The organism is Sorangium sp. So ce363 (assembly GCF_051520435.1).
In the GTDB taxonomy this organism is placed as follows: domain Bacteria; phylum Myxococcota_A; class Polyangia; order Polyangiales; family Polyangiaceae; genus Sorangium; species Sorangium cellulosum_B.
This window is the reverse complement of record NZ_CP150333.1, coordinates 1524490-1549043: the sequence shown is the minus strand read 5'-3', so window position 1 is coordinate 1549043 and position 24554 is coordinate 1524490. Positions and strand designations below refer to the sequence as shown.

Sequence of the window (24554 nt, the reverse complement as noted above, 5' to 3'; positions counted from 1 at the left end):
GCGGGTCGAAGCCGCATGCAAACAGCAAGAAGTTGAGCCGCCAGGTCGCCAGGGACGCCAAGATTTTGGTGTCTTCCTGGCGACCTGGCGGCTCATCTTCTTGTCTTCCTGACGACTCGGCGGCTCATCTTCATGTCTTCTTGGCGTGCTTGGCGTCCTTGGCGTGCTTGGCGTTTTGGCGGCTCATTTCTCTGGTTTCCAAGCTGCTCAGCGCTCCAGCGCGACCGCGAGCCTCACAGCACCCCGCCTCGCCGCGGGCTCGCGTAGGCTCCCGCGCCATGGCCGACATCATGCTCGTCACGGGCGGCAGCCGCGGGATCGGCGCCGCCACCGCGCTGCTCGCCGCGAGCCGAGGCTACGCGGTCGCCGTGAGCTACCTGCGCGACGAGGGCGCCGCGGCGAGGGTGGTCGACGAGATCCGCGCGCACGGCGGCGTCGCCCTCGCGATCGCGGCCGACGTGAGCCGCGAAGAGGACGTCGTGCGCCTGTTCCAGAGCGTCGACCGCGACCTCGGCCCGATCGCGGCGCTCGTCAACAACGCGGGCGTGCTCGACCGGCAGGCGCGCCTCGAGGACATGACCGCGGCGCGGGTGGAGCGCATCCTCTCGACCAACGTCGTCGGCAGCTTCCTGTGCGCGCGCGAGGCGGTCCGGCGCATGTCGACGCTCCGCGGCGGCAAGGGCGGCGCCATCGTGAACGTCTCCTCGCGGGCGTCGCAGCTCGGCTCCCCGGGCGAGTACATCGACTACGCCGCCTCGAAGGCCGCCGTCGACACGCTCACGATCGGCCTCGCGAAGGAGGTCGCCGCCGAGGGGATCCGGGTCAACGCCGTGAGGCCCGGCATCATCGACACCGACATCCACGCGAGCGGCGGCGATCCAGGGCGGGTCGAGCGGCTCCAGGCCAGCCTGCCGCTGGGCCGCGCCGGCAGCCCCGAGGAGGTCGCGCACGCCATCCTGTGGCTCGCCTCCAGCGAGTCCTCCTACTGCACCGGCTCCCTCCTGGACGTCGCCGGCGGCCGCTAGCTCCGCCCGCCAGCCGTTCGGCCAGGGACTGGCGACGTCGCTGCATCGCCCTGCCAGGGGCGAAGCCGGGCCGCTCGCGCGCTCGGCCTCAGAGGTCCATGAGGCAGTCGCAGCCGCACTGGACGGTGGCCTCCTGCTGGTTGTATTGCCGCGAGCCGATGGCACAGCCGGATTCTTCCCACGTGTCCGTGTCCGTCACCTCGTACGAGCACATCCCCGTGCCGGTCGTCTCGTCGTACCCGTTGAACTCGCAGATCTCCCGACAGAGGATGTCCCAGACCTCCGGGTTATCGTCCCGGATCGCCTCACACTCGTTCTCCGCGTGGGCCTCGAGCGCGTCGATCGCGCGGCTCTCGGCGTTCTTCTTCCGCCCGATGAGGGCACAGGACGAGCCGACGCCGTACGCCTCCATCTCGAACATCGACATGGCCACGGGAACGCACCCGAACCCTTGATATTCGTTTTCGATCGGGCTGGCGAACGCCTCGACCTCCTCCACGTCGGTCCCCTTCGAACCTTCGAGCCCGCCACAGGCTCCAGCCGAGCCGACCGACAGCATGAGCACGGACATCCCCACGATCTTCTTGAGCAGCATGAGCGTCTCCTCCGTCTACGAGGTCACGGGTCTCGCGGATTGCGACTTCGATGCCAGCCCGTCCTCGCGGCGAGGACCCGCGCGATCTCCGCGTGCGCGCGGTCCGCTCCTGCTTTTGGCGCTCGCGCGCCCGTCCTGCGACGCCGGGGAGCCTGCCACACCGACCGGGTGTGACAGGTGTCAGGTGTGGCAGGCGGTGACACGGCGATGGCCTGCATCGGCGTGCTCTCCGGAACGCGCCCGGACCAGCGGGCCGGATCGCGGACGAGCCCTGCTCGTACGGCGCGGCGGTGGGCGCGGCGCTCGCTCACGACGGGCGGTACCGCGTCCCTGGGGGACAAGTCCTATCGCGGCGGCGACCCCGGCCATGCGCCGGCCTCGCCCGCGCCGATCGCCTCGCTCACCACGGCCGCCAGCGTCCGCGCCGCATCCCGGAGCGCGCCCTCCGAGTGCGCGCCGAACCCCAGGATGAGCCCGGGCGCGCGCGGCGCGCGGGCCGAAGCGCGCGCCGCCGTGCTGCGCGAGAGCGGCTGCGCATCCACGCCCCGCGCCGCGAGCGCCTGGACGATGGCGACGTCGTCCACGCCCGCGGGCAGGTCGAGCGTCAGCACCGAGCCCCCCGCGGGCGCCCGCGCCCGGACGGCGCTCGGCAAGAGCAGCCCGAGCTCCGCGAGCAAGAGGTCGCGCCGGCGCCGCGTCGCCTGCTTCAGCTTCCGGAGGTGGCGCGCGAAGTGGCCCTCGTCGATGAAGTCGGCGAGCGCGGCCTGCAGCAGGTAGGGCGGCGAGCGCGTCGACGCCGCGCGCACCATGGCCACGGCGCGCACCAGCGCGGGCGGCACGATCATGAAGCCGAGCCGCAGGCCCGGGAACAGCGAGCGGCTGAAGGTCCCCACGTGGATCACGCGATCCTTCACGCCCTCGAGGTCGAGGCTGAGGAGCGAGGGCAGCGGGGTGCCGTCGAACCGCAGCTCGCCCTCGTAGTCGATCTCGACGACGGCGGCGCCCGCCCTGGCGGCCCAGGACAGGAGCTCGATGCGCCGCGGCAGCGTGAGCCGCGCCCCCGAGGGGAACGCGTAGGCCGGCGACACGAAGGCGACCCGCGCGCGCGGAGCGCCCCGACGTCGATGCGCGCCGGCGTGCACCCGGAGCCCGTCCTCGTCGACCGGGATCGGGATCGGCCGCGCGCCCGCCATGCGCACCGCCGCGCGGAGGGCCAGCGGCCCCGGGTCCTCCACCCAGGCGGCGTCGCCCGGATCGAGCAGCGCGCGGCAGCACAGGTCCACCGCGGCCTGGGATCCCTCCGTGATGAACACCTGGTCGACCGTCGCGCGCACGCCGCGGGCCACCGCGATGTGGTGGAGCACCGCGCGCCGGAGCAGCGGCGCGCCCCGCGGATCGTGGTCGAGCGCGTCGGCCGCCGACATCGAGCGGACGCGGCGCGCGAGGCACCGCTCGAAGATGCGCCACGGGAGCAGCTCGAGGTCCGGCAGGCCGACGCCGAACGGGCGTGACCGCGCGCGGCTGCCGAGGAGCGCGTCGAGCTTGTCGGGGGGCACCACCGCCGAGAGCCGCCGCGCGCTCTTCGACGTGCGCGGCGCGGCCGCCGCCGGCTGGACGCGGGCGGCGCTCTGCCACCCCGCGCGCGCCGGCACGTGCGCGACGACCGGCGCCCGCCGAGGGCGCACCACGATGGTGCCATCCGCGGCCAGCGCCTCGTACGCCGCCACAGTGGTGTTGCGCGACACGCCGAGCTCCCGCGCGAGCTCGCGGGACGACGGGAGCAGGTGATCGGGCTGGAGGACGCCGTCCAGCACGGCGCGGCGCAGCTGCTCGACCAGCTGGGCGGCCAGCGTCGCCGGCGCGCCGCGCTGCAGGTGGAGGAAGGCGTGGGCGGCGTGAGAGGCGGAGCGCGCTGGCACCATCGAAACCGGCGGATCTGGACCTTTCCAGGGTGCCAGATCCCGGGCACCGTGTCGACGAGGAGCCAGCCATGCCCACCGCCGATGACCTCACGACGCTGTTGACCGCCCGCGAGCGGCCCACCGCCCGCGAGCGGCCCACCGCTCCCCCGCGGCGGCCGCTCGAAGACGGCAAGACGGGCGAGCTCTCGTCGCGCATCGCCCGCCGCGCGGCCGAGGCGCACGCCGGTCAGCCGCTCGATCGGCTCCTCGCCGAGGACCTCCCGGGCAACGAGCTGACCACGCTCCTGCTCCATTGCCTGCGCCGCCGCGCGCTGCGGCGGAGCTTCGCCGACGTCCTCGATCACGCGGAGCGCGCGCCCATGACGCACGCCTCGACGGCGGACGCCCGGCGGCTGCACGCCCTCGACGCGGCGGCGTACGCGGCGGCGGCGGGCTTCGAGGCGGTGGATCTCGCCCCGATCGGGCCGCTCGGCGCCACGGCGTGCGCGGGCGTCGAGCCGAACAACGTGCTCGCGACGGTCCGCTTCGCCGAGGTCGCCGCGGATCCCACGACGGGGCTCGCGCTGCACGCCGCGCGGCGCCGGCGCGGGACCCGGGGCGGAGAGCCGCTGCGGTTCTGCGCGAGCCAGCGCGTCCTGCGCATGCAGCCCACGACCCAGCCGGGCTTCACGCCGCACTTCCGCCTGTTCGCCCTCGTGACGGCGGCCCGCTCGCCGGCCCGCGGCGAGGACGACGCGTGCGAGCGGCGCGCCCTGCTCGAGCACCTCGTCGTCTGGGCGGACCTCGTCCGCGCGCTGCCTCACGCGGGCTTTTGCGCCGCGGGGCTGCGCGTCGTGCTCTCCGACACGTCGCTGGTCCGCGCGAGCCTCGGCGCGCGCGGCGTCGACGCGGACGCGATGGCGCGGCGGGCGAAGGCGCACGAGCCCGGGTCGTCCGAGGCGGCCCTGCGCGAGGCCGGCGTCGATCTGCCGCGGCGCGCGGCGGATCTCGTGGGGGCCGCGCGGTCCCTCGGCCTCGGCCCCGAGCTCCTCGCGCGCGCCGAGCGCTGGGTCGCCGAGGTCAGCGAGCCGCTCACCCGCGCGCGCCCGGAGGTCGAGGTCGTGCACGATCTCGGGCGGCTGCAGGGGCTCGGCTACTACGCCGGGCCGTTCATCCAGCTCGTCGTCCGCCGGGACGACGGCCTCGAGCTCCCGCTCGGGGACGGCGGCGCCTTGCCGTGGCTCGGCGCGCTGCTCTCGAACCGCCGGGAGCGGATGGTCGCGACCGGCATCGGGAGCGAGATCCTCGTGAAGCTCTTCGATCGATCGGAGGCTCGGGCCGGCGAGGCTCGACCGGAGGGAAAGACGCCATGATCCTCGAGATGCCCGCGTTCACCCTGCGTCCCTGGGCGGCAGTCGACGTCGACGCGCTCGTGAAGAACGCGAACGACCGCCGCGTCTGGGCGAACCTCCGCGATCGCTTTCCGCACCCGTACACGCGCGACGACGCCGAGGGCTGGATCGCGCACTGCGCGGCGCGCGCGCGGCCCGGCGAGGCCCTGGCAATCGTGGTCGCCGGCGAGGCGGCCGGCGGCATCGGCCTCGAGCGCCTCGACGACGTGCACCGGCACACCGCGGAGCTCGGCTACTGGCTCGGCGCGGCCTACTGGGGCCGCGGGCTGGCGACCGAGGCGGTGATCGCGCTGACGCGGTACGGCTTCGAGCAGCTGGGCCTCGAGCGCATCCAGGCCGGCGTCTTCGACTGGAACGGGGCGTCCGCCCGCGTGCTCGAGAAGGCGGGTTACGCGCTCGAGGCGCGGATGCGCCGCCACGTCGTGAAGGACGGGCGGCTCGGCGACGTGCTGCTCTACGCGCGCGTCCGGGAGGACGCGCTGGCCGGCGGGCAGCCGTGAAGCGCCGGGCGGCACGGGCGCCGCCGCGCGCCGCGCGCCGCGTGCCACGTGGATGGACGCCTCACCCGCGCGGGCGGCCCTCGCCTCCCGCCGAGGGCGCGGGCGCCTCTGCCGCCGCGGGCGCCTCGTGCCCCGCCGCCTCGGCGATCGGGAGCGTGAAGTAGAACCGGGCGCCCTGCCCGACCTCGCTCTCCACCCAGATGCGGCCGCCGTGCGCGTCGACGATCCCCTTGGCGATGTAGAGCCCGAGGCCGGTGCCCTTCTTCCCGGGCGTCTCGTCCTTCCAGAACCGCTCGAAGATGCTCGTGAGGTTCTGGGGGGGGATCCCCGGCCCCGAGTCGAGGACGGCGAAGCGGGCCATCGCCCCGTCCCGGTCCACCGAGAGGGTCACCTGGCCGCTCTTGGGCGTGAATTTCAGCGCGTTCCCGAGGAGGTTCGACAGCACCTGGAGCACGCGCTCCCACTCCGCGCGGATCACGAGCCCGGGCTCCTTCAGGGATTGCTCGAACCGGACCTGCTTCGACTCGGAGAGCGGCCCGAACATCTCCATGGTCTCGTGCAGGAGATCCTCCACCGCGCACGGCTTCGGCGTCACCGAGAACCTGGAGGCTTGCATCGTCGTCACGTCGAGCATCGTCCTGATGAGGTGCTCCATCCGCAGCGAGACGTGCTCGATCGACTCCGCTTGCTGCCGTGTTCGCTCGGAGTCGGCGCCCCGCCGCAGCCACGCGGCCTTCAGCGCGATGGCGCCGAGCGGGTTGCGCAGATCGTGGGCCACGATGCCCATGAGCTCGTCGCGGGCCGCCAGCGCCAGGCGCGCGGCGTCGCGCGCCTCCCGCGCCTTGTGGTACGGGCCGCCGAGGAGCTTCGTGAAGTACCAGGCGATCCCCAGGCCGGCCAGCACCAGCAAGCCCAGCAGGCCCTCGAGCCACAGCTCCAGCCGGGCTCGCTCCGCCTTCGCGTCATCGTAGAGCTGCTTCAGGACGTCTTGCTTGTGCTCGACGAGGCGGGCGAGGGAGCCCTCGAGATCGCGGTGACGCGGCCTCAGCTCCTCGTCGAACCGGCGCACGAGCTCGCTCGCGTCGTCGGTCCGCTGCCGGGCGGCGAGCAGCTCTTCCTGCATCCGGACGAGGTGCCTGGCCGCCCGCTCGACCTCGGCCACCCGCTCGAGACCGATCGGGCTGAGCGCCTGGTCGCGAAGCGCGCCGACGTGCTCGTCGAAGCGCGCCCTGGCGCTCTTCGCCTGATCGAGGAGCTCGCGATCGCCGGAGATGAGGTAGCCCCTGCCGTGAGACACGATGAGCTCGCTGCTCCACCGGAGCCGCTCCGCGAGCGTGATCTCGTGCTCTTTGGCGCGTAGACGAGCGATCTGAGCCTCGGCCACGGACGAGAAACGCCGCACCGAGAACGCCATGCCGAGCGCCAGGAGCAGGGTGAGGATGGCGTAACCCATCCTCGCCGTGGCCTCGAAGCGCGTCCGCGTCGGAATGACCGAAGTTCCGTCCTCTCGACGGGCGTCGGCGGATCCGTGGGGCTGAGCCACTCCGCGAAGGCTAGGCCGCGTTGCGCGAAGAGCAAGGCGCCCCGGCGCCGCACAGCATGGCGAGACGCGCTCCGGCGGCGAGCGGGAGCGTGGCGGGACAATGCGCGACGAGCGGGGCGACTCGACCTGTCGAGGGGGGCGAGGGGCATCTCGAGGTCGCCAACGGATGACAAGCAAGCGTTCCTCGGTGTAAAGAGTGTGCGTCATGACGGACCGAGCGGCGAACCGGGTTCGCGCGCGGCGCGAGGCGCGCGGGCTGTCCCAGGTGGCGCTCGCCGAGCGCGCCCGCCTCACGAGGCAGAGCGTGGGCGCCATCGAGGCGGGCCGCGCGACCCCGGCGGTCGACGTCGCGCTGCGCCTCGCGAGCGCCCTCGACTGCTCGGTCGAGGTCCTCTTCGGGGGGCCGAGCGCGGTGGCGGACCTCGCGACCGAGAGCGACGCTCCGGCGGCGCTGGGCCGCGCCGCGGTCGCGCGCATCGCGGACCGCTGGGTCTCCTACCCCCTCGAGCAGGACGCGGTGCGGGTGGCCGCGGACGGCATCGTGACCGGCGAGCGGCGCGGGAGGGCTGTCGTCGAGCCCCTCCGGGCGCTCGCCGAGGTCGAGGAGAACGTCGTCGTGATGGGCTGCGCGGCTGGCCTCGGGTTACTCGCCGACCGGCTCAACACGAGGCCGGGGCCGGGGCGGTTCCTCTGGTTCCCCCGCTCGAGCACCGCGGCCCTCCAGGCGCTGGCCCGGCAGCGGACCCACGTCGCGGGCGTCCACCTCGTCGACGCGCGCACCGGCGAGGCGAACGTCGCCGACGTCCGCCGGCTCGGGCACGCCGAGCCGATCGTCCTCATCACGCTGGCGCGCTGGGAGGCGGGCCTCCTCGTTCGCCGCGAGGACGCCGGCCGCATCCGCGGCGTGGCCGACCTCGATCTCCCCGGCCTGCGCCTCGCCGGCCGCGAGGCGGGCGCCGGCGCCCAGCGGCTCCTCGAGCGCGAGGTCCGCGGCCACGGGCTGCCGCTCGAGCTCGCGCGCAAGCCGCACCTGCGGGTCGCCGGCCACCTCGACGTCGCGCGCGCCGTGGCGATGGGCGCGGCGGACACCGGCGTCGCGACGCGCGACGCGGCGATGGCGTTCGGGCTCGGCTTCGTGCCCCTGGCCGAGGAGCGCTACGACCTCGCTGTCCCGCGCGAGGGGCTCGATGACGGCAGGGTGCAGCGCCTGCTCGACGTCCTCGTCTCAGGGGAGTTCCGCCGTGAGCTCTCGGCGCTCGCCTACGACGCTCGGCAGGCGGGCGAGCGGGTCGCCGAGGTGCGGGCGGCATGACGGCGCGGACCGAGCCAGGGAACGACGGAACAGAGGAGTCTCCCGGATGAATTGCCCCCGACGACAGCTGGCGCGCGCCCTCCCCCTCCTGATCCTCGCGGCGTGCCTCGCCGTCCTCGGCGGCTGCGAGCGCCCTTCGCCGGCGTCCGCACAGCGGGAGGACAGGCTCGTCGTCTTCGCCGCCGCCTCCCTCCGGGACGTGTTCACCGCGCTGGGAGAGGATTTCAAGCGCTCTTATCCGGGCGTCGAGGTCACGTTCAACTTCGCCGGCACGCAGGAGCTCCGCACGCAGCTCGAGCACGGCGCCGCGGTCGACGTGTTCGCCTCGGCGGATCAGCGCCACATGGACGAGCTCGTGAAATCCCAGCGCGCCACGGGCCCCGTCGTCTTCGCGCGCAACGAGCCCGTTCTCGTCGTCGCGAGCGAGAGCGCCGCGACCGTCCGGGGGCTCGCCGACCTCCCCGCCGCGACCCGCATCGTCATCGGCACCCCCGAGGTCCCGATCGGCCGCTACACGCTGCAGATCCTCGATCGCGCGTCGGCCTCCCTGGGCGCGGATTTCCGCGCGCGCGTGGAGTCCAAGGTCGTCTCGCGCGAGCCCAACGTGCGGCAGGTGCTCGCCAAGGTGCGCCTCGGGGAAGCGCAGGCGGGCGTGGTCTACAGGACGGACGCGCAGGTGGCGCAGGACGGCGTGGTCGTCGTGGCGATCCCGCCCGAGGTCAACGTCCTCGCCGAGTACCCGATCGCCGTCGTGTCCGGCGCCGCGCACCCCGGGCTCGCGCGCGCGTGGGTCAACCTCGTGACGTCGGAGGCCGGACGGACGGCGCTGTGGCGCGCCGGGTTCCTGGTGCCTTCCGGCGGGGGCGCGCCTCGGTGAGCGGGCGCCTCCGCGCGGAGCGGGTCGCCCTGGCCGCGGTCGGCGCGGTCCTCGTGGCCTTCCTGGCCGTCCCGATCCTGGCCTTGTTCGCGACGGCCACGGCGGGGGACGTCGAGCAGGGGCTCCGCCACCCCCTCGTGTGGCCCGCGCTGCGCCTGAGCCTCCTGACGACCTCCACGAGCCTCGCCGTCGTGGTCGTCCTGGGGACGCCGCTCGCCTGGACGCTGGCGCGCTCGCGCGGGCGGCTCTCGCGCGCGGTCGAGACGGTGGTGCAGCTGCCCATCGTCGTCCCGCCCGCGGTCGCCGGCGTCGCGATGCTGCTCGCGTTCGGCCGCCGCGGGCTCCTCGCCGGGTGGCTCTACCCCGCGGGGTGGTCCGTCTCGTTCACGACGACGGCGGTCGTCGTCGCCGAGGTGTTCGTCTCGGCGCCGTTCTTCGTGCAGGCCGCGACCAGCGCGTTCCGGAGGGTCGACGCGAGGCTCCTCGTGGTGGCGCGGACCTTCGGCGCGTCGCCGCTCCGGGTGTTCTTCCGCGTGGCGCTGCCGCTCTCGGCCCCTGGGCTCGCCGCAGGGGCCGCGATGAGCTGGGCCCGCTCCCTCGGCGAGTTCGGCGCGACGCTCATGTTCGCCGGCAACCTGGAGGGGCGGACGCAGACGCTGCCGCTCGCCATCTACACGGCGCTCGAGTCGGAGCTGCGCGCCGCGCAGGCGCTGTCGATGGTCCTTGTCGTCGTGGCGTTCACGCTGCTCCTGTTCGTGCGGGCCGTGCTGGGGCGCTCCACCGAGACCGAGCGCCCCGAGGCGGCGCCGTGATGGCGGCGGAGCGCCTCCGCGCCCGCGTGACCGCGCGCATCGGGCGCCTGCGCATCGAGGCCGATCTCGACACCGGCGGCGGGTCGCTCGTCCTGGTGGGGCCGAACGGCGCCGGGAAGACGACCTTGCTCTCGCTCCTCCTGGGCATCTTGCCCGTGGAGCGAGGGCGCGTGGAGGTCGGCGAGGCGGTGCTCCTCGACACGGCGGCCGGGATCGACGTGCCCGTCGAGCAGCGCGGGATCGGCTATGTGCCCCAGGACTACGCGCTGTTCCCGCACCTCAGCGTCCGTGAGAACGTCGCGTTCGCGGTGCGGAGCGATCCCGCGCGGCGGAGGCGCGCGGCCGACGCCGAGGTCGTCGACGCCATGCTCGACGACCTCGGCATCGCCGCGCACGCGCACCGGCGGACGCAGGCGCTCTCCGGGGGCGAGAAGCAGCGCGTGGCGCTCGCGCGCGCGCTCTCCGTGAGCCCGCGGGCGCTGCTCCTCGACGAGCCGCTCGCCGCGCTCGACGTCCACTCGCGCCGCGAGGTCCGGGCGTTCCTCTCGGACTACCTGCGGACGCTCGCCCTCCCCACCGTCGTCGTCACGCACGACGCCACGGACGCGCGGCTCCTGGGAGATCGCATCGCCGTCCTCGAGGCAGGGCGCGTGACGCAGGCCGGCACCTGGGAGGAGCTCTCCGCCCGACCGGCGTCGCCCTTCGTGGAGGAGTTCGTCGCCTCGGCGCGCAGCGCCGGCGACGCGCCGCCCTCCCCGAGCGCGGATTCAGCCTGAAAATTCAGCAAGGAGCAGCGAAGACCATCTGTCACGGCCGGATCTCCGGTCGCGAGGCCATCCGCCAGTCAGTCGCCACCCAGTCACAGTCGCCCCCCAGCGCGATCATGTTGAAAATGATAATCATTCGCGTTACCGTCTCGCTCGGGAGGTCGACTTGTCAAACTCGAAGGACTGTCGTCACGAAACCCTCGCGTACAACGGCGTCGCGCACGTCCAGCGGTGCTTGGACTGCGGGGGTATCTCGATTCACCTCGGCCCCGTCTCCGTCCGGCTCGACGATTCCAGCCTGGAGGCGTTGTGGGCCGTGCTCGGAGAGGCCGCCGCGGAGCTCCACGCGCGGAGGACGACCGAGGTGATGAACGTCGTGAGGCGAGGTGTCGCGTGAGGGCCCGGGCGCTCGCGCGCGCGGCCTCGACGGCTCTTCCGCTGGACGGGCCCTGGGGGACGTTCGGCGTGCGGGTCCGGGGGCTCGCGTGCGCGGCCATGGGGCGCCTTGGCCGGTGGGTCGCCGTGGCCGGCTGCGCGGCGATGTTCGGCTTCGTCGGCGCGTTCGTCGCCCTGAGCGCCGGCTGGATCGAGTGGCCTGGCTACCTGACGGCGGTGTCCGGGTCGCTGCTCATGTACGCCGCCTGCCTCGCGGTCGGGCACGCCGGTGATCCGGTCGCGCTGCGGCGCCGGCAGGGCGCCTCTCGCGCGTCAGCCCTCGACGCCGGCAGCGCTGCAGTCCTTGCAGACCCCGAGCAGCTCGTGGACGTGGCCCATCAAGCGGAAGCCGAATCTCTCCGCGACGTCGCGCTGAAGAACCTCGATCGCCTCGAACTCGAACTCCACGACCTTGCCGCAGCGTGTGCAGATCAGATGGTCGTGATGTTCACGCTCGAACGCTCGCTCGTACCGCGCGCCGTCGCCCTTCGACACGAGCGTCATCTGGAGGAGCCCCGCTTCAACCAGGAGGGGTAAGACCCGGTAGACCGTGGCGGGGTGGGCATCGACGACGCCGCTCTCGCGGAGCTCCTTCAGCAGGTCGTCGACCGAGAAGTGGCCTCGCCTGAGGAGCGCCGCGCGCGCGATGGAGTCGCGGACCGACGACCCCTTCAGGCCGCGCTGCCGCACCGTGCGCCGCAGCCGCTCCAGCGCCCGCTCGAGGCCGGCCTCGTCGAGCGCGGGCGGCTGGGTCACATGGCGCACGCGGGGAACTATACGAACCGTTCGCAAGATGGTCAACGCCAAGCCCGTCGATCCCCCGGAGCGCATGAGCAGGAGGCGATCGCAGCTCGATCCAGTCCAGGGTGGTCACGTCGGGCAGATCTCTGCCCAGGCGAAGCCCTACGTTGAGCTCTGCGACGACGGCAGGTGGGACGAGCAAGCGGCGATAGAGCTGTTGCAGAAGCTCGAGGCGCCCGAGTCGGTGAAGGTAGCTCAGCGGCCCCGTATCGCTGATCACCGCGACCGGAAGCGTCATCTCGCCGCCGTCTTGGCAACATCCACATCGGCCGGGTCGAACGCCGCGGTCGGGATGCCGATCTCCGCGAGCCGGGCTGCGAAGCGAAAACGCTCCACGCATGCAATTTCGGCGGCCTTGGCCAGCGACACCCGGCCTTCCTCGTAGAGGCGGATCGCGGCGGCGAAGGCGATCTCGGACGCCAGCCGTTCGGCCGGCACCTGCAGCGCTGCGCAGAGGTCGTCGGGTACCGTCAGGGCGACGATGGTCATGCCTCTCAGTATCGCGCGAAGCGTCCCGGTGTCGAGGTCGGCTCGGGGGACACAGCCGGCGTCCGCGTTGCGATTCTGGGCGGCGCTCGGCTGCCTCGCCCGAATGCTTGCGCTGCAAGCCGCTCTCCTATCGTGCTTCCCGTTCACGCGTCGACGACGGAGGCTCCTCGACCATCCGACGCAGCCGATCGAGCGCGCGATCCCAGCCTGCGGAGATGCCGTCGAGGAACACGCGGGCTTCCTCGATCCGCCGCGGCTCGAGCGAATAGAGGACCTCGCGCCCGCGCCGCTCGTGCGTCACGAGGCCCGCGCCCTCGAGCACCCGGAGGTGCTTCACGATCGCCTGTCGCGTCACCTTCGCTCCGTCGGAGAGCGCGGTCGCCGACAGCGCCCCTCCGGCCCCGAGCCGGGTCACCACCGACAGCCGCGTCCCGTCGCCGAGGGCGAAGAAGACGTCAGCGACCGCCGGTTCACACGCTTTCGACATACTTCGCGATGTTCTCGGCCTGAGCGGCCCATCCCCCCTCGTTCATGCGGAACGCGCGCTCGCGCCGATGCGCTGGCACACGGTCGAAGCCGGACTCCACGATGGTGAGCAGGGTGCCGTCAGCGACCCCCTCGAGGCGGAACTCGACGAGCGTCGTCGGCTCGTTGTCCGGGTCGGCCTCGGCGTCGATGCCATACGGGATCCAGCGAAAGCTGAAGTACCGCTCCGGCTCGATGCGCTCCACCGTGCAGAACACCGCGCTCTTCTCGGGGAGCTTCACCTTCGAGGGCCGGAGACCGCGGCTCTTCTGGTAGTCGATGATGGCGGCTTCGTTGAGCTCCTCGCCGAACGTGCCGGTGAGCGTCTTGCCCGCGGCGAACTCGCCCTCGAGCTCGATCCCGAACCAGCGCCCGAACTCCCGGGCGTCGGCGATCGCCCGCCACACGCGTGACACGGGCGCGCGCAGCGTGACCCGCTTCTCGATCCTGTCCGTCGATGCCATGTGCAACCTCCTGGATGCACAATACCGAGCAGCGCAACGAAGTGCAACCATTTGATTGCACTTTGTCCGCACAGCGCGACCGCGGCGTTCGGCGCCAGCAAGGCAGGCGAGCTCCAGCCTTGCGTCCGACGACGCCTTCAGGGGGTCTTCCACCTCGAGGATCTCGAGGTGGAAGACCTTCGCTTGACTTCCGGGAGCCGATCCACAACCATATGGTTGTGGATTCGCTGAGCACGACCCTGGCCGCCCTGAGCGACGCCACCCGGCGCGCGATCCTCGTGCGGCTCAAGATGGGGCCTGCGTCGGTGCACGAGCTGGCGCAGCCGTTTCAGATCTCGCAACAGGCCATCTCCAAGCACCTGGCAACCCTGGAACGAGCGGGTCTGATCGAGAAGCGGCGCGACGGGCGGCAGCACGTTTGCCAGCTCAATCCCGCGCCGATGCGGGAGGTGGCGAGCTGGGTCGAGCAGTACCGGCAGCACTGGGACGAGGCGTTCGGCCGACTGGACGACCTCCTGCACGAGCTGCATCCGCCGAAGAAAGGGTGATCACGTCACGATGCAATTCTCTCAAACCCCTCATGAGCCCACGGTCCTCATCGAGCGCACGTTCGATTTTCCGCGCGACGTGGTGTTCGATGCGTGGACGAACCCCGACCTGCTGGCGCGCTGGTTCGCGCCGCGGGGGTGCACCATCCGCTTCGCGCGGATCGACGTCCGAGCGGGAGGGGGCTTCCACTCATGCATCCACAACCCGCAGTTCGGCGATTGCTGGACCATCGGTGTCTACCGCGAGGTCGTGCGGCCGGAGCGGCTCGCGTTCACCATGCGGATCGCTGACGCGAACGGGAATCCCGTCTCCTCCGAGAGCCAGGGGCACGACCGGGACTGGCCCGAGGAGACGCTCGTGTCGATCACCTTCGTCGAGCGAAACGGGCGGACGCTCGTGAGGCTCGAGCAGAACGTGAGCGAGGCGCTCGCTCGCCGGACCGGCGCGCACCCGAGCTGGCTCCAGATGCTGGACGCGCTCGGCGAGGAGCTGGCGAGGGGCGCGCGGAGGCCTGGCTAGGACATCGATCAGGCTAATTTTGTGAGAACTTCGGGCGCTCCGATGGAACGCGCGACGGTCTCGCCGACCATGACCGCTTGCAGACACGAACCGCTCGCAGACACGCGAAGCAGCAAGGCCACCATGACGACACCGATCCTCTACGCCCACCCCTTCTCGTCCTACTCCCAGAAGGCATTCATCGCCTTCTATGAAAAGGACGTCCCCTTCGAGCTGCGCCTGCTGGAGCCTTCCAACCCGCAGGCCGGCGCCGAGCTGGCGGCGCTCTGGCCGCTCGGCAAGTTCCCCGTGCTCCGGGTCGGCGACCTCGCCCTGTGGGAGGCGACCATCGTTGTCGAGTGGCTCGACCAGACGCATCCGGATCCTGCCCGCCTGATCCCGCGCGATCCGGCCGCCGCGCTCCAGGCGCGGATGTTCGACCGCATCTTCGACAACTACGTCATGAATACGATGCAGGTGATCGTGAACAACCGCATCCGCGAGATGCAGTCCAACCCGCGCGATGAGTACGGGGAGGTTCAGGCCCGCGCCGCCCTGGACAAGGTCTACGCCTGGCTCGACGGCGAGCTCGCCGGCCGCACCTGGGCGACAGGCGACGCCTTTACCCTCGCCGACTGCGCCGCCGCCCCGTCGCTTTTCTACGCCGACTGGGTCCACCCCTTCGACGACCGCCCCAACCTGCGCGCCTACTACCGCCGCCTGCGCGAGCGCCCGTCCGTCGATCGCGCGGTGGAGGGCGGCCGACCCTACCGCCACTATTTCCCGGGCGGCGCGCCGGCCGATCGCGACTAGCTCCAGTCTACGGGCGGATCGCCAGCAGCTCGGCGGCCTCATTCGGCACCGCGGTCGCCATCATGTCGATGAGCATCCGGGGCTCCGCGGCGCCGAGCGCGCCGAGGTTCCGGAGCTCCTGGGTGCGGCTCATGAGCCACAACAAGCCGGTGGTGAGCATGCGCGGCAGACGGCTGAGCAGCGCCACCACGGTGGGCTCGATGGCGTGGCCCAGGCCGCGCACGATGTGAAACCCCTGGGCGAGCGCGGCGGCGTAGCGGCGCGCCTCACGCCAGGTGATGCCGGCGTTCCGGTGCGCCACGACGACGCCGATCGACATGAGGGGGATCACCATGGCGGCGTGCGAGCGCAACCATCCGTGCATATCGGCGCTGGTCACGGTCGGGATCCCTGCAGCGCCGAACACCTTCGCCCAGGCCGCATCGCCCACGGTGGTGCCGGGCAGGATGCGCCTCCGCAGCTTGCCGTCGATGAGATGCGCGAGCACACCGCCGGGGAAGCCGAACGAGAAGCGCTCGGCGCCCACCGCGTCCCGCAGTCGATCCAGCGGCTCGAAGGTGTTGAACATGAACATGATGTGTCTCGCGGCGCTCTGTCGCAGCGCGGGTAAGACGCTGTCGACCTGAGGCGCCAGCACCGTCACGAGCACGAGATCGTACGGGACGCTCGGGTCGAGCGTGCCGGCGACGGCCACAGCGGCGCGCGCGCCATCGCTCAGAACAATGGCGCGGTCTTCCCGCAGGCGCTCCAGCCGCGCGCCGCGCGCGACGGCCGTGACCTCGTGGCCGGCTTTAACCAGCTGGTAAGCGAATGTACTGCCGATGGCTCCTGTACCGAGCACTGCCATTTTCATGGAGACAGCATAACCTGCGCCGCATCACGGGGGTTTTGCGCTGGTACAAACCCGTTTTGCATGGACGAAGATCCGTCGAGGTGGCAGGGTCGTCCCATGGACTGGGACGATTGTCGTGTGCTGCTCGAGGTCCACCGCCGCGGGAGCTTCCTCGCGGCCGGACAGCGCCTCGGCATGTCGGCCTCCACGGTCATGCGGCGCGTCTCGACGCTCGAGCGCGCGCTCGGGCGCTCCGTCGTCCACCGGACGAGCCACGGGGTGCGGCTGGAACGCGAGGCCCTCGCGCTCGTGAACATCGCCGCCGGGTTCGAGCAAGCGCTCGGGGCGCACGATCGTGAACGAGCCGGCACCGTGCGCCTCTCCGTGCCGGAGGGGTTTGGCGCCGTGGCAGCCCAGGCGGCGCGGCGATGCTGGGAGCAGGACCAGACGACCATCGTCGAGGTGTCGGTCGAGTCGCGGCTCGTCGATCTGGCGGAGCGCGAGGCCGACATCGGGCTCCGCGGGGGTCGTTCGGCCTCGAACGTGCTCATCGAGAAGCGCGTCGGCGACGTCAAGCCGGCTTTGTACGCGAGCGCCGCTTACCTGGCAGCGCATCTGCCCGGACGCCGGGTCACGCGAGATGACTACACAGGCCAGCGCTTCATCGTCGATGAGCGGGTCACCCAGGGACTCGGCCCCTTCCACTGGCTCGTGGAGCGCGGCGCGCAGAACTTCCCGCTTCGTTCGAACGCCGTGGAGACGCGGATCGAGGCAGCGCGGGCAGGCATGGGCATCGTCGTGCACGCGGCCGGCGTCGATCTTCCGGGTCTGGAGCCCGTGGCGCTCGACGCGGCGGGTCCGTCGGTCCCGTTCTACGTCGTGATGCATCGAGAGCTGCGCCAGGTGCCGCGCATGCGCGCGATGGCGAAAGCGTTGAGCGAGCTGTTCGCGGAGTACACGACCGGGGCCGCCGCTCGTGGATGACAGCGGGCCCTCGCGCCGCTCCAGCGTGTCGACCGGCGCGACGGCGGGGTGGTGCTGCAGGCGCCGCCGGTCCGCGGCCGTGCCCGCTGGCGCCCCGAGTCGTGGCAGCGCGGACGCAGCGACGCTTGACATCCTAGGACAATCGTCCTACTAGATCGACTCTCCGCGGCTGCGACAGCGGCCGTCCGGCGAGGCGACGCTGTGAGCAACCCGACGACGCGCGCTCAGATCGTTCAAGCGGCTGATGGTCTCTTCTATCGACGGGGCTACGAGCATACATCCTTCGCTGATATCGCGGAGGCCGTCGGTATTTCACGCGGCAACTTCTATTACCACTTCAAGACGAAGGACGAGATCCTGGATGCGGTGATCGACGAGCGCCTCGCGAGCACGCGGCAGATGCTCGATCGGTGGGAGATCGAGGGGAACAGCCCCGCGGACCGCATACGTAGCTTCATCGGTATCCTGATCGCGAACCGCGCCAGCATCAAACGATACGGTTGCCCCGTTGGCACCCTGTGCGCTGAGCTCGCAAAGCTCGACCACCCTTCTCGACCGGGAGCCAACCGGCTGTTCACGCTCTTCCGGACGTGGCTGAGTCGGCAGTTCGTCCTGCTCGGCCGGGCGGACGACGCCGATCAGCTCGCGATGCACCTCCTGGCCCGGAGCCAGGGGGTGGCCACGCTGGCGAGCGCCTTCCACGACGAGACCTTCATCGCGCAGGAAGTGGAGCAGATGCACGCGTGGTTGCTGTCGCTGACGACCAGCGCCGGCCCGCCCGGCCCCGACGCTCGGTCAGGGCGGGGGCTCCAGGCGAAGCAACGCAAGACGACACGTGGCCGTCCCCGCGGCAGACGTGAGCCGTAACCCCAGGAGCATGCGCCGTGTTTCTTGTCCTTCTCAAGTTCTCCGACAACAAGGGTCAAGCCAGCCTGCACATGGAGCAACACAACGCCTGGATCCGGCGTGGCTTCGACGAAGGAGTGTTCGTGCTGGTCGGGAGCCTGAAGCCCCACGGCGGCGGCGGGATCCTCGCGCATCGGACCACGATGGAGGAGCTCCGCGACAGGGTGAACGGCGATCCGTTCGTCACCGCGGGCGTCGTCAGCGCCGAGATCGTCGAGATTGCGCCGTCTCGAGTCGACGAGCGGCTCGGGTTCCTGCGAGGCGACGCGTCATGAGCGCCGCGACGATCGTGGGGCCCGACGGTCGAGCGCGTTGCCGCTGGTCCGGCGCGGCGCCCGAGTTCATCGACTACCACGATCGCGAGTGGGGGTTTCCTGTCAGCGACGACCGCCGGCTGTTCGAGAAGCTGAGCCTCGAGGGCTTCCAGTCCGGGTTGAGCTGGCGCACCGTCCTCGCCAAGCGTGAGAGCTTCCGCGAGGTGTTCCACGGCTTCGACGTCGACGAGATCGCCCGCTTCACCGGGCGAGACGTCGAGCGGCTCCTCGGAGATGAGCGGATCATCCGCCACCGCGGCAAGATCGAGGCGGTCATCCACAACGCGCGATGCGCCAGAGAGCTCGTCGAGCGCGAGGGCTCGCTGGCGGCGTTCGTCTGGCGCTACGAGCCCGCCGCGGAGCGGCTCGCGCGCCCGCAGACCGTATCGACATCGCCGGAGTCGGTCGCCCTCTCGAAGGACCTGAAGAAGCTCGGCTGGAAGTTCGTCGGCCCCACGACGGTGTACGCGTTCATGCAGGCGATGGGGCTGGTGAACGATCACGTCGAGGGCTGCGTCATCCGAGGAGACGTCGAGCGCTCGCGAGAGCGATTCAAGCGCCCCCGACGCTGACACCTGCCTGCGTGGTTCCGACGCTTCGTGGCACCGGCGGCGAGGCCAGCGCCGCCTCACGTGAGGCTGGCGCCGAAAGTGCCGAGCGCGTTCGCGAAGGTCGTGCCTGTCGGGGCGACGGGCAGCGCGGAAGGCGGCGGGCCCTCGAGCTCGAAAAAGGCGGGCATCGGCAGCGGCTGCTTCGTCGCGCCGCGGCCCAGGCACCACCGCTCGTAATGCGTGAACGTGATGAAGAAGCGGTGCAGGTCGACCACCCAGATGATGCGCCAGAAGGAGCTCACCTCTTCGGCGAGCGCGGCGTTCTCGGCGCAAAGGTTCACGATCTCGGGGACCGACCTGAGCGAGACCTCGAGGCAGATGTGCCGCCCGCCGCCGAGCGGGAGCTCGCGGGTGTGGTCGGAGAAGAAGTCGTACCAGACGAGCTGCCCCGACAGCAGACGATCGAGCGTGGCGTTCACCCAGGGGTTCGATTTGGTGATCTTCGCGAGCGTGACGGCGTTTCCCTGGAGCTTGCCGCTCTTCAGCCAGTCGTCGACGACGAAGGCCCCGAAGGTGCATGAAGGATCGTGCAGGGAGCCGACCGGGCTGGGAGAGAGGACCTGCGCGCCGCGGGCCTCGCAGATCATGTCGACCGAGATCTCGAGGAGCGCGGGCCGGCGCTCGCCCTCGACCATCCGGTAGAGCCGCAGCTTGCCGCGCGCGACGTCGCGGAAGATCTCGGCCCAGGCTCGCTGGTAACGCCGCTGGTTGGCATACGTCGCGTCGAGCAGGAGGGCGCACGGCACGTTGCTGGTGCTCGCGAACCCCTTCTTCTGCGTGTCGCCCCATTCCGTCTGATTGCCGCCGAGCCGCTTGGCGTCCCATGCCAGCCCGTCAAGACCGTAGTACTCGACGTCGGGCGGCACCGTGTTCGCGCCGCACACGGTACGGTCGTACTTGTTCTTGATGTCGGCGGGGGCGCCGAACACCTTGGGGTGCGTGCGGGCCGCGTGCGCGGCCGCCAGCGCCTCCTCCATGGTCTGTTGCAGGCTCTGGCCAAGGCCGAGGACGTTCGTGATGATCAGCTCGACCTTGGGGTTCGCAGGAAGCTTGCTCCGGAGCTCGAGGAGGGTGGCGAGGTCGATGGCGCCTTTCTTCCGCAGGCAACTCGACACGATCTTCTTCGCGAGCTCCTGGGTCTCCACCAGCGACGGATCCTTGGGAGGCTCCAGCGCCTCGAGCTTCCCGATGTGGCCGGAGAGGTCCTGCGGCGTGAAGATGACGGACCAGATCGTCTCGGATCCCCTGAGGTGCGGCGCGAGCTGCGGCAGGTAGACCCAGAGGTTGCGCTTCGCGGCTCCCCAGAGATCCTCCCGACGCCCCGGCCGGATCGGCGGCGGCAGCCCGAGCTCCTCTCTCAACCCCGCATCCAGCGCGCGGGCCAGATCGGCCGCGTCCGCCTGCAGGCGGAAGATCTCGTCCACGAACGCTGGCGACAGCGCCGTCGGCGCCTTCAGCGGCGCCTGCCCCAGGGTGCCCAGCACCTGCTCCCCGTAGACCACACGGACGCAGAGCTCGCAGACAAAATCGATGGCCAGCAGGCGCTCGAGCAGGTCCTCGACGCCGCAGCTCCGGTGAAGGTGCGCTTCGTTGAGCTCGAGGCAGAGCCCCGCCAGCAAGCCGGTCAGCAGCAACACGAAGTCCCGGACATTGGACGAGGGGCATCTCATCGGGTCTCGCCCGATGTGGGTCCAGCATGGGCCATCGAGCAGGCACCCGGCGTGCGCGAGGTCGAATTTCAGGGGGTGCTCGAGGAGCGGCTTCGGAAATGCGTCGGTCCTGTCGTGCGCGAGCAGGAGATCGAGGATCTCCTTGCGCGCATCCGTGATCTTCGCGCCGGCGAGCTCGGCGCAGACCGTCTGGCCGTCGGCCCGCGCGAGCAGGGCGCAGGCGTACTCGACGAAGGCGGCCTGCCGTGGCGACATGTAGACGTCGATGGCGGACGCGAAATTCCAGATGCCCTCGTTCCCCATCATCCAGGGGGTATAAGCGCAGGGGAGATAGAGATCGGCGCCATCGATCGCCTCCTCGACAGCTTGGATGTCGCCTGTCTGGATGGCCGCCAGGAGGAGGAGCGTGTCGCCGGCGGCGGGCGGTCCGAGATCGTTGAACGCCGGCTGCGCCTCGTTCGCGGCGTCGTCGCTCTCGATCTCCTTCTCCTTCTCGATGACGGAACAAGTCGTCTCCGGCCCCCTCTTGCTCGGGACCAGGCGCAGCACCTCGTCGGTCGAGGTCTCGAGCGCGGACTGCTCGTCGGTCACGAACCGCCACCGGTAGTAGCGCGTGCGCAGACGGAGCAAGTCGAGCAGCTTCAGCTCGGCCGCGGCGTCGGGCCAGCTCGAAGGCGCCGACTGCAGGAAGAGCTCGAGGTCCAGGAGGCCGAGCTCGATGACGGTCGGCGGCCGGAAGCGGCCCTGCTTCCTTGCCCGCTTCTTTGACCTGTACCGAGTGGCGGGGAGGGACGGTTCTCTCTCTTCCATCTTCGTGCCCCCGCGCTCAGAGCGCCCGGCCGTAGGCGAGCAGCGGTGGCGCGCCGCCGGGCGCCTCCTCCGCGTCGCTCCGTGACATGCGCTCGAAGCCCAGCGCCTCGGCCAGGCGGCGCGAGCGCAGGTTGCCGGGCGCGATGAACGTCGTCACCGAGCCGAGCCCGCGGGCCCGCGCCTCGTCGAGCAGCGCCGAGACCGCGGCGCGTCCGATCCCGCCGCCCCAGAACGGCTCGCCCAGCCAGTAGCGGATCTCCGCGGTGCGCCCGTGGCGATCGATGGCGCAAAGATCGCAGCCTCCCGCGACCACGGGCGCGCCCCCGGGCGCCGCGGCCTGCCCAGCCGCCTGCGCGACCTCCTGCGCGACGACGATGGCGAAGCTCGCCCGCGTCCCCTCGCGCTCGTGGTGGCGCAGCGCCACCACCTCGCGCTCGACGTGCCGGGGCGGCAGCGGGTGCGGCAGCCGCAGCGGGCCCGCCACGGCCGGGCCGGCGAGCAGCTCCTGCATGGCGGCGGCGTGCTCGAACCCGAGCGGCTCGAGGCCGACGTCGGACCGCAGCGCGGCCGCGGCGCGGAGGGCCGCGCTCACCCGAGCTCCCCGTGCGCCCGCGCCTTCAGCCGCGCAACGCGATCCCCCATCGGCAGCCGCTCGTCCGCGAGGATCGCCCGCGCCCAGGCCCGCTCGACCTCGAACCCCGCGCCGAGCGCGAGGTCGATCATGACGAAGCGGCCCACGTCGCGATCGTCGTCGATCCCGAGGGCGCGCGCGCGATCGACGGCGGCGCGCACGCGCTCGAGGCGCGCCGGCGCCGGGAGCGCCGCCGCCTCCGCCCAGTGGCGCGCCGCGATCGCCGCCAGCTGCTCCGCGAGCCGATCGTCCGCCAGTCTCGCCAGAGCAACCCATTGCGCCCGACGGATCGTCAGCATTGCGCAGAATTGGATACGCCCGTGCCCGAGGTGGGTCAAGGCGCCGACCGGCGCCCCTCCTTCTCGCCCGCGGCGCTCTCTGCTCGAAGAGCTCGGACACCGCGGCTCTCAGCTGCCCATCCGCCCACCGTCATGGCTGCGGTGCGAGCCAGCGCGCAGCGCGCTGACGATCCCGGCGCTCAGCGTCAGCACGGCGCCGATACCGAGGCCGATGCGCGGCGCGGCATCTACTGGCATGAGCGTGAAGAGCAAGGTCATGACGACAGCGCCCGCCGTCTGGCCGGCCAGCCGCGCGGTGCCCTGCATGCCGCCCGCGGCGGCGCTCCGCGCGCGCGGCGCCGCGAGGAGCATGTTGCGGTTGTTCGGCACCTGGAACAGGCCAAAGCCCGCGCCGCACAGCGCCACGAACGGCACCAGCGCCAGCGCGCTGCCGTGCGCCGGCGACAGCGCGAGCGCAGCGAGCCCCAGCGCGAGACACCCCGCGCCCGTCGCGCACAGCCAGGCCGTCGAGATGCGGTCGGCGAGGCGGCCCGCGACGGGCGCCAGGAGGGCCACGCTCAGCGGCCAGGGCGTGATCAGCAGCCCGGTGCTCAGAGCCTCTTGGCCAAAGCTGTGCCGCAGATAGAAGGGCAGCGCGACCAGCGCCGAGGCCTGTCCCGCGAAGCACGCGACCGACGCGATCACGGAGACGCGAAACGAACGGCTGCGCAGCAGGTCGAGCGGCACCAGGGGCGCCTCCTTCGGCAGCTCGCGGCGGAGCAACAGCGTCGCGCTCAGGACGGCCGCGGCGAGCAGGCCGGCCCCGAGCGCCGGCGCCGCCGGCAGCAGCTCCGCGCCTGCGATCAACGCGCCGAAGGCCCCCGCGTTCAGCGCCATGCTTGTCGCGTCCAGCGCCCGCGCCGTGCCGGGGACCTCGGGGAGGCCGCGCGAGGCGAGCAGCACCGCCACGCCGAGCGGAAGATTGACGGCGAACAGCCAGGGCCAGCTTGCGCTCGAGAGCAGCACGGCGCCGACCGTGGGCGCCGCGGCCGAGGACAGCGCCACGGCGAGCGCGTTCCAGCCGATGGCGGCTGCCAGCTGCGCCTGCGGAACCACGAAGCGCAGCAGCGCCACCCCGAGCGCCATCACGGCGGCGCCTCCGAGCCCCTGCAAAAAGCGCGCGGCGACCAGCCAGTGGAGCGATGGCGCCAGCGCACACAGCACCGACGCGCCCGTGAACAGCCCGACGCCTGCCGTGAACACGGCGCGATAGCCCAGGCTCTCGCCCAGGGCGGCGCACGGCAACAGAGCCATCACCAGCCCGAGCTGGTAGGCGCTGACGACGCGCACCGACGCGGCGGGCGTCACCTGGAGCGCGTGCGCCAGCGCAGGCAGCGCCACGTTGGCGATGCCCGCGGAGAGCACCACCAGCACCATGGCCGCCAGCACGCACGCAATCGCCTCCGCGCGCGCCGGGCCCTGCACACCGGAAGCCGCCTGATCGGGCGCCTCGCTCGGCAGGGGCGCGCCCGCGATCGAGGTGCGCAGCGCCATCATGGTCCCACCGTCCAGACGCCGTTGCGCTCGACATAGCGGGTCACGCGCCGCGCGACCTGATCTTCCTGCCGGAGATCGCGCTCGGTGAAACGGAACAGCAGCGCCGGGCCGGCGACGCAGCGCGTGTCGTGGATGTCTCCCGGCAAGAACAGCTGCGCCTGCCCGGCGCGCAGCAGCGTCTCGTCACGCTTGACCAGCTGGACGCCGGCTCCGGTCTCGACCCGAGCGTAGGTCGACATCGCGATCTCTCCGCGCTGCAGGGCGTAGATCACCCAGCCGCGGCCGTGGTCATGCGGCGCGCGATAGAGCCCGGCCTGCTCGGTGTGGGCCTGCAGCACGAAGCCGTGCTTCGCATCCCGGTAGAGCTCCCTGGACGCGGGCGCCTCCTCGTGCAGCGCCGCGAGCCAGGGCTCGGCGGCGTGCGCCTTCGCCAGCTGTTCCAGGTGACTGCGACAGCTGGCGACAAGGTCGCTGCTGAGCGGTCCCCAGCTGGCGCGGGTGCGACGGACGAACAGTTCAAGGGCGTTCTCGGTCATGGGTGGCCTCCGGCTCGGCTCGAATCGAGGTGATCCGACCTTCGACGTCGAAACTAGAGCGCCGGCACGGATTGCGGAACGCGCAACGATCGCAACATATCTGTGCG

The 24554-nt window shown here is 71.8% G+C and carries 28 protein-coding genes; 15 read left to right on the top strand and 13 right to left on the bottom strand.

All coding sequences use genetic code 11. The annotated features are described in order from the left end of the window. Positions 1-278 precede the first annotated feature (278 nt). Positions 279-1025: an SDR family oxidoreductase gene (locus WMF12_RS05895; protein ID WP_437868279.1), complete on the top strand. Its 747-nt coding sequence runs from the start codon at positions 279-281 to the stop codon at positions 1023-1025. 88 nt (positions 1026-1113) lie between these two features. Here the strand turns inward: WMF12_RS05895 and WMF12_RS05890 are convergent, their stop codons facing one another. Together WMF12_RS05890 and WMF12_RS05885 are read right to left on the bottom strand one after the other, a co-directional pair. Beyond that, positions 1114-1620 (bottom strand): hypothetical protein, encoded by a 507-nt coding sequence (locus WMF12_RS05890; RefSeq protein WP_437868271.1) that lies wholly within the window; start codon positions 1618-1620, stop codon positions 1114-1116. A 344-nt stretch (positions 1621-1964) separates the two neighbouring features. After that, the gene (locus WMF12_RS05885; RefSeq protein WP_437744640.1) at positions 1965-3542 is read right to left on the bottom strand and encodes a PLP-dependent aminotransferase family protein; all 1578 of its coding nucleotides are present in this window, start codon (positions 3540-3542) and stop codon (positions 1965-1967) included. Positions 3543-3610: 68 nt separating this feature from the next. On the opposite strand from WMF12_RS05885, the gene WMF12_RS05880 reads away from it, so the two are divergent. Further along, entirely contained in the window at positions 3611-4894 is a 1284-nt protein-coding gene (locus tag WMF12_RS05880; RefSeq protein WP_437868262.1) for a hypothetical protein, read from the top strand. After that, positions 4891-5433, top strand: coding sequence for a GNAT family N-acetyltransferase (locus WMF12_RS05875; protein WP_437744638.1), 543 nt, complete (start codon positions 4891-4893; stop codon positions 5431-5433). Before WMF12_RS05880 ends, WMF12_RS05875 begins: the two co-directional genes overlap by 4 nt. Positions 5434-5494: 61 nt before the next feature. Here the strand turns inward: WMF12_RS05875 and WMF12_RS05870 are convergent, their stop codons facing one another. Then, positions 5495-6886: a sensor histidine kinase gene (locus WMF12_RS05870; protein ID WP_437868246.1), complete on the bottom strand. Its 1392-nt coding sequence runs from the start codon at positions 6884-6886 to the stop codon at positions 5495-5497. A 295-nt stretch (positions 6887-7181) separates the two neighbouring features. On the opposite strand from WMF12_RS05870, the gene WMF12_RS05865 reads away from it, so the two are divergent. From WMF12_RS05865 to WMF12_RS05845, 5 genes are all read left to right on the top strand, one after another. Further along, on the top strand, positions 7182-8288 hold the full coding sequence (locus tag WMF12_RS05865; protein WP_437868235.1) for a substrate-binding domain-containing protein: 1107 nt from the start codon (positions 7182-7184) through the stop codon (positions 8286-8288). A 46-nt stretch (positions 8289-8334) separates the two neighbouring features. Continuing rightward, positions 8335-9165 (top strand): molybdate ABC transporter substrate-binding protein, encoded by an 831-nt coding sequence (gene modA / locus WMF12_RS05860; protein ID WP_437868230.1) that lies wholly within the window; start codon positions 8335-8337, stop codon positions 9163-9165. Continuing rightward, positions 9162-9977 (top strand): ABC transporter permease, encoded by an 816-nt coding sequence (locus tag WMF12_RS05855; protein WP_437868221.1) that lies wholly within the window; start codon positions 9162-9164, stop codon positions 9975-9977. The genes modA and WMF12_RS05855 overlap by 4 nt, the downstream gene beginning before the upstream one ends. Continuing rightward, complete coding sequence (locus WMF12_RS05850) at positions 9977-10753, top strand: ABC transporter ATP-binding protein (RefSeq protein ID WP_437868210.1); 777 nt, start codon at positions 9977-9979, stop codon at positions 10751-10753. Before WMF12_RS05855 ends, WMF12_RS05850 begins: the two co-directional genes overlap by 1 nt. Positions 10754-10910: 157 nt before the next feature. Beyond that, complete coding sequence (locus WMF12_RS05845; RefSeq protein WP_437550225.1) at positions 10911-11141, top strand: hypothetical protein; 231 nt, start codon at positions 10911-10913, stop codon at positions 11139-11141. A gap of 311 nt (positions 11142-11452) precedes the next feature. Here the strand turns inward: WMF12_RS05845 and WMF12_RS05840 are convergent, their stop codons facing one another. From WMF12_RS05840 to WMF12_RS05825, 4 genes are all read right to left on the bottom strand, one after another. Further along, on the bottom strand, positions 11453-11944 hold the full coding sequence (locus tag WMF12_RS05840) for a Fur family transcriptional regulator (protein ID WP_437868197.1): 492 nt from the start codon (positions 11942-11944) through the stop codon (positions 11453-11455). Between the two features lie 270 nt (positions 11945-12214). After that, positions 12215-12469: a UPF0175 family protein gene (locus WMF12_RS05835; protein ID WP_437298218.1), complete on the bottom strand. Its 255-nt coding sequence runs from the start codon at positions 12467-12469 to the stop codon at positions 12215-12217. 127 nt (positions 12470-12596) lie between these two features. Beyond that, positions 12597-12956, bottom strand: a complete 360-nt coding sequence (locus WMF12_RS05830; RefSeq protein WP_437868183.1) for an ArsR/SmtB family transcription factor — start codon at positions 12954-12956, stop codon at positions 12597-12599. Continuing rightward, positions 12940-13458 (bottom strand): SRPBCC family protein, encoded by a 519-nt coding sequence (locus WMF12_RS05825; RefSeq protein ID WP_437868168.1) that lies wholly within the window; start codon positions 13456-13458, stop codon positions 12940-12942. The genes WMF12_RS05830 and WMF12_RS05825 overlap by 17 nt, the downstream gene beginning before the upstream one ends. Positions 13459-13676: 218 nt before the next feature. Between WMF12_RS05825 and WMF12_RS05820 the strand changes: the two genes are divergently transcribed. The 3 genes from WMF12_RS05820 (at position 13677) to WMF12_RS05810 (ending at position 15318) form a co-directional block, all read left to right on the top strand. After that, positions 13677-14006 (top strand): ArsR/SmtB family transcription factor, encoded by a 330-nt coding sequence (locus tag WMF12_RS05820; RefSeq protein WP_437868164.1) that lies wholly within the window; start codon positions 13677-13679, stop codon positions 14004-14006. 10 nt (positions 14007-14016) lie between these two features. Next, entirely contained in the window at positions 14017-14526 is a 510-nt protein-coding gene (locus WMF12_RS05815; RefSeq protein ID WP_437868147.1) for an SRPBCC family protein, read from the top strand. Between the two features lie 123 nt (positions 14527-14649). Beyond that, complete coding sequence (locus tag WMF12_RS05810; protein ID WP_437873833.1) at positions 14650-15318, top strand: glutathione S-transferase family protein; 669 nt, start codon at positions 14650-14652, stop codon at positions 15316-15318. Between the two features lie 7 nt (positions 15319-15325). Here the strand turns inward: WMF12_RS05810 and WMF12_RS05805 are convergent, their stop codons facing one another. Then, on the bottom strand, positions 15326-16171 hold the full coding sequence (locus WMF12_RS05805; RefSeq protein WP_437868140.1) for a ketopantoate reductase family protein: 846 nt from the start codon (positions 16169-16171) through the stop codon (positions 15326-15328). Between the two features lie 96 nt (positions 16172-16267). Here WMF12_RS05805 and WMF12_RS05800 point away from each other — a divergent pair, with 96 nt between their 5' ends. The 4 genes from WMF12_RS05800 (at position 16268) to WMF12_RS05785 (ending at position 18926) form a co-directional block, all read left to right on the top strand. Beyond that, complete coding sequence (locus WMF12_RS05800; protein WP_437868124.1) at positions 16268-17134, top strand: LysR family transcriptional regulator; 867 nt, start codon at positions 16268-16270, stop codon at positions 17132-17134. 201 nt (positions 17135-17335) lie between these two features. Continuing rightward, positions 17336-18001 carry a TetR/AcrR family transcriptional regulator gene (locus WMF12_RS05795; RefSeq protein WP_437868110.1) on the top strand — a complete coding sequence of 222 codons (666 nt, stop codon included), beginning with the start codon at positions 17336-17338 and terminating at the stop codon, positions 17999-18001. A 17-nt stretch (positions 18002-18018) separates the two neighbouring features. Then, complete coding sequence (locus WMF12_RS05790; protein ID WP_437868100.1) at positions 18019-18315, top strand: YciI family protein; 297 nt, start codon at positions 18019-18021, stop codon at positions 18313-18315. Next, positions 18312-18926, top strand: coding sequence for a DNA-3-methyladenine glycosylase I (locus WMF12_RS05785; RefSeq protein WP_437868094.1), 615 nt, complete (start codon positions 18312-18314; stop codon positions 18924-18926). The genes WMF12_RS05790 and WMF12_RS05785 overlap by 4 nt, the downstream gene beginning before the upstream one ends. Positions 18927-18982: 56 nt before the next feature. Here the strand turns inward: WMF12_RS05785 and WMF12_RS05780 are convergent, their stop codons facing one another. The 5 genes from WMF12_RS05780 to WMF12_RS05760 all read right to left on the bottom strand — a co-directional run bounded on the left by WMF12_RS05780 (position 18983) and on the right by WMF12_RS05760 (position 24447). After that, positions 18983-21445, bottom strand: coding sequence for a hypothetical protein (locus tag WMF12_RS05780; RefSeq protein ID WP_437868087.1), 2463 nt, complete (start codon positions 21443-21445; stop codon positions 18983-18985). Between the two features lie 16 nt (positions 21446-21461). Then, the gene (locus WMF12_RS05775) at positions 21462-22037 is read right to left on the bottom strand and encodes a GNAT family N-acetyltransferase (protein ID WP_437868084.1); all 576 of its coding nucleotides are present in this window, start codon (positions 22035-22037) and stop codon (positions 21462-21464) included. Beyond that, the gene (locus WMF12_RS05770) at positions 22034-22375 is read right to left on the bottom strand and encodes a hypothetical protein (protein WP_437868073.1); all 342 of its coding nucleotides are present in this window, start codon (positions 22373-22375) and stop codon (positions 22034-22036) included. Before WMF12_RS05770 ends, WMF12_RS05775 begins: the two co-directional genes overlap by 4 nt. A gap of 108 nt (positions 22376-22483) precedes the next feature. Further along, positions 22484-23911 (bottom strand): MFS transporter, encoded by a 1428-nt coding sequence (locus WMF12_RS05765; RefSeq protein WP_437868068.1) that lies wholly within the window; start codon positions 23909-23911, stop codon positions 22484-22486. Next, positions 23908-24447, bottom strand: coding sequence for a hypothetical protein (locus WMF12_RS05760; protein WP_437868053.1), 540 nt, complete (start codon positions 24445-24447; stop codon positions 23908-23910). The genes WMF12_RS05765 and WMF12_RS05760 overlap by 4 nt, the downstream gene beginning before the upstream one ends. Positions 24448-24554 lie beyond the last annotated feature (107 nt).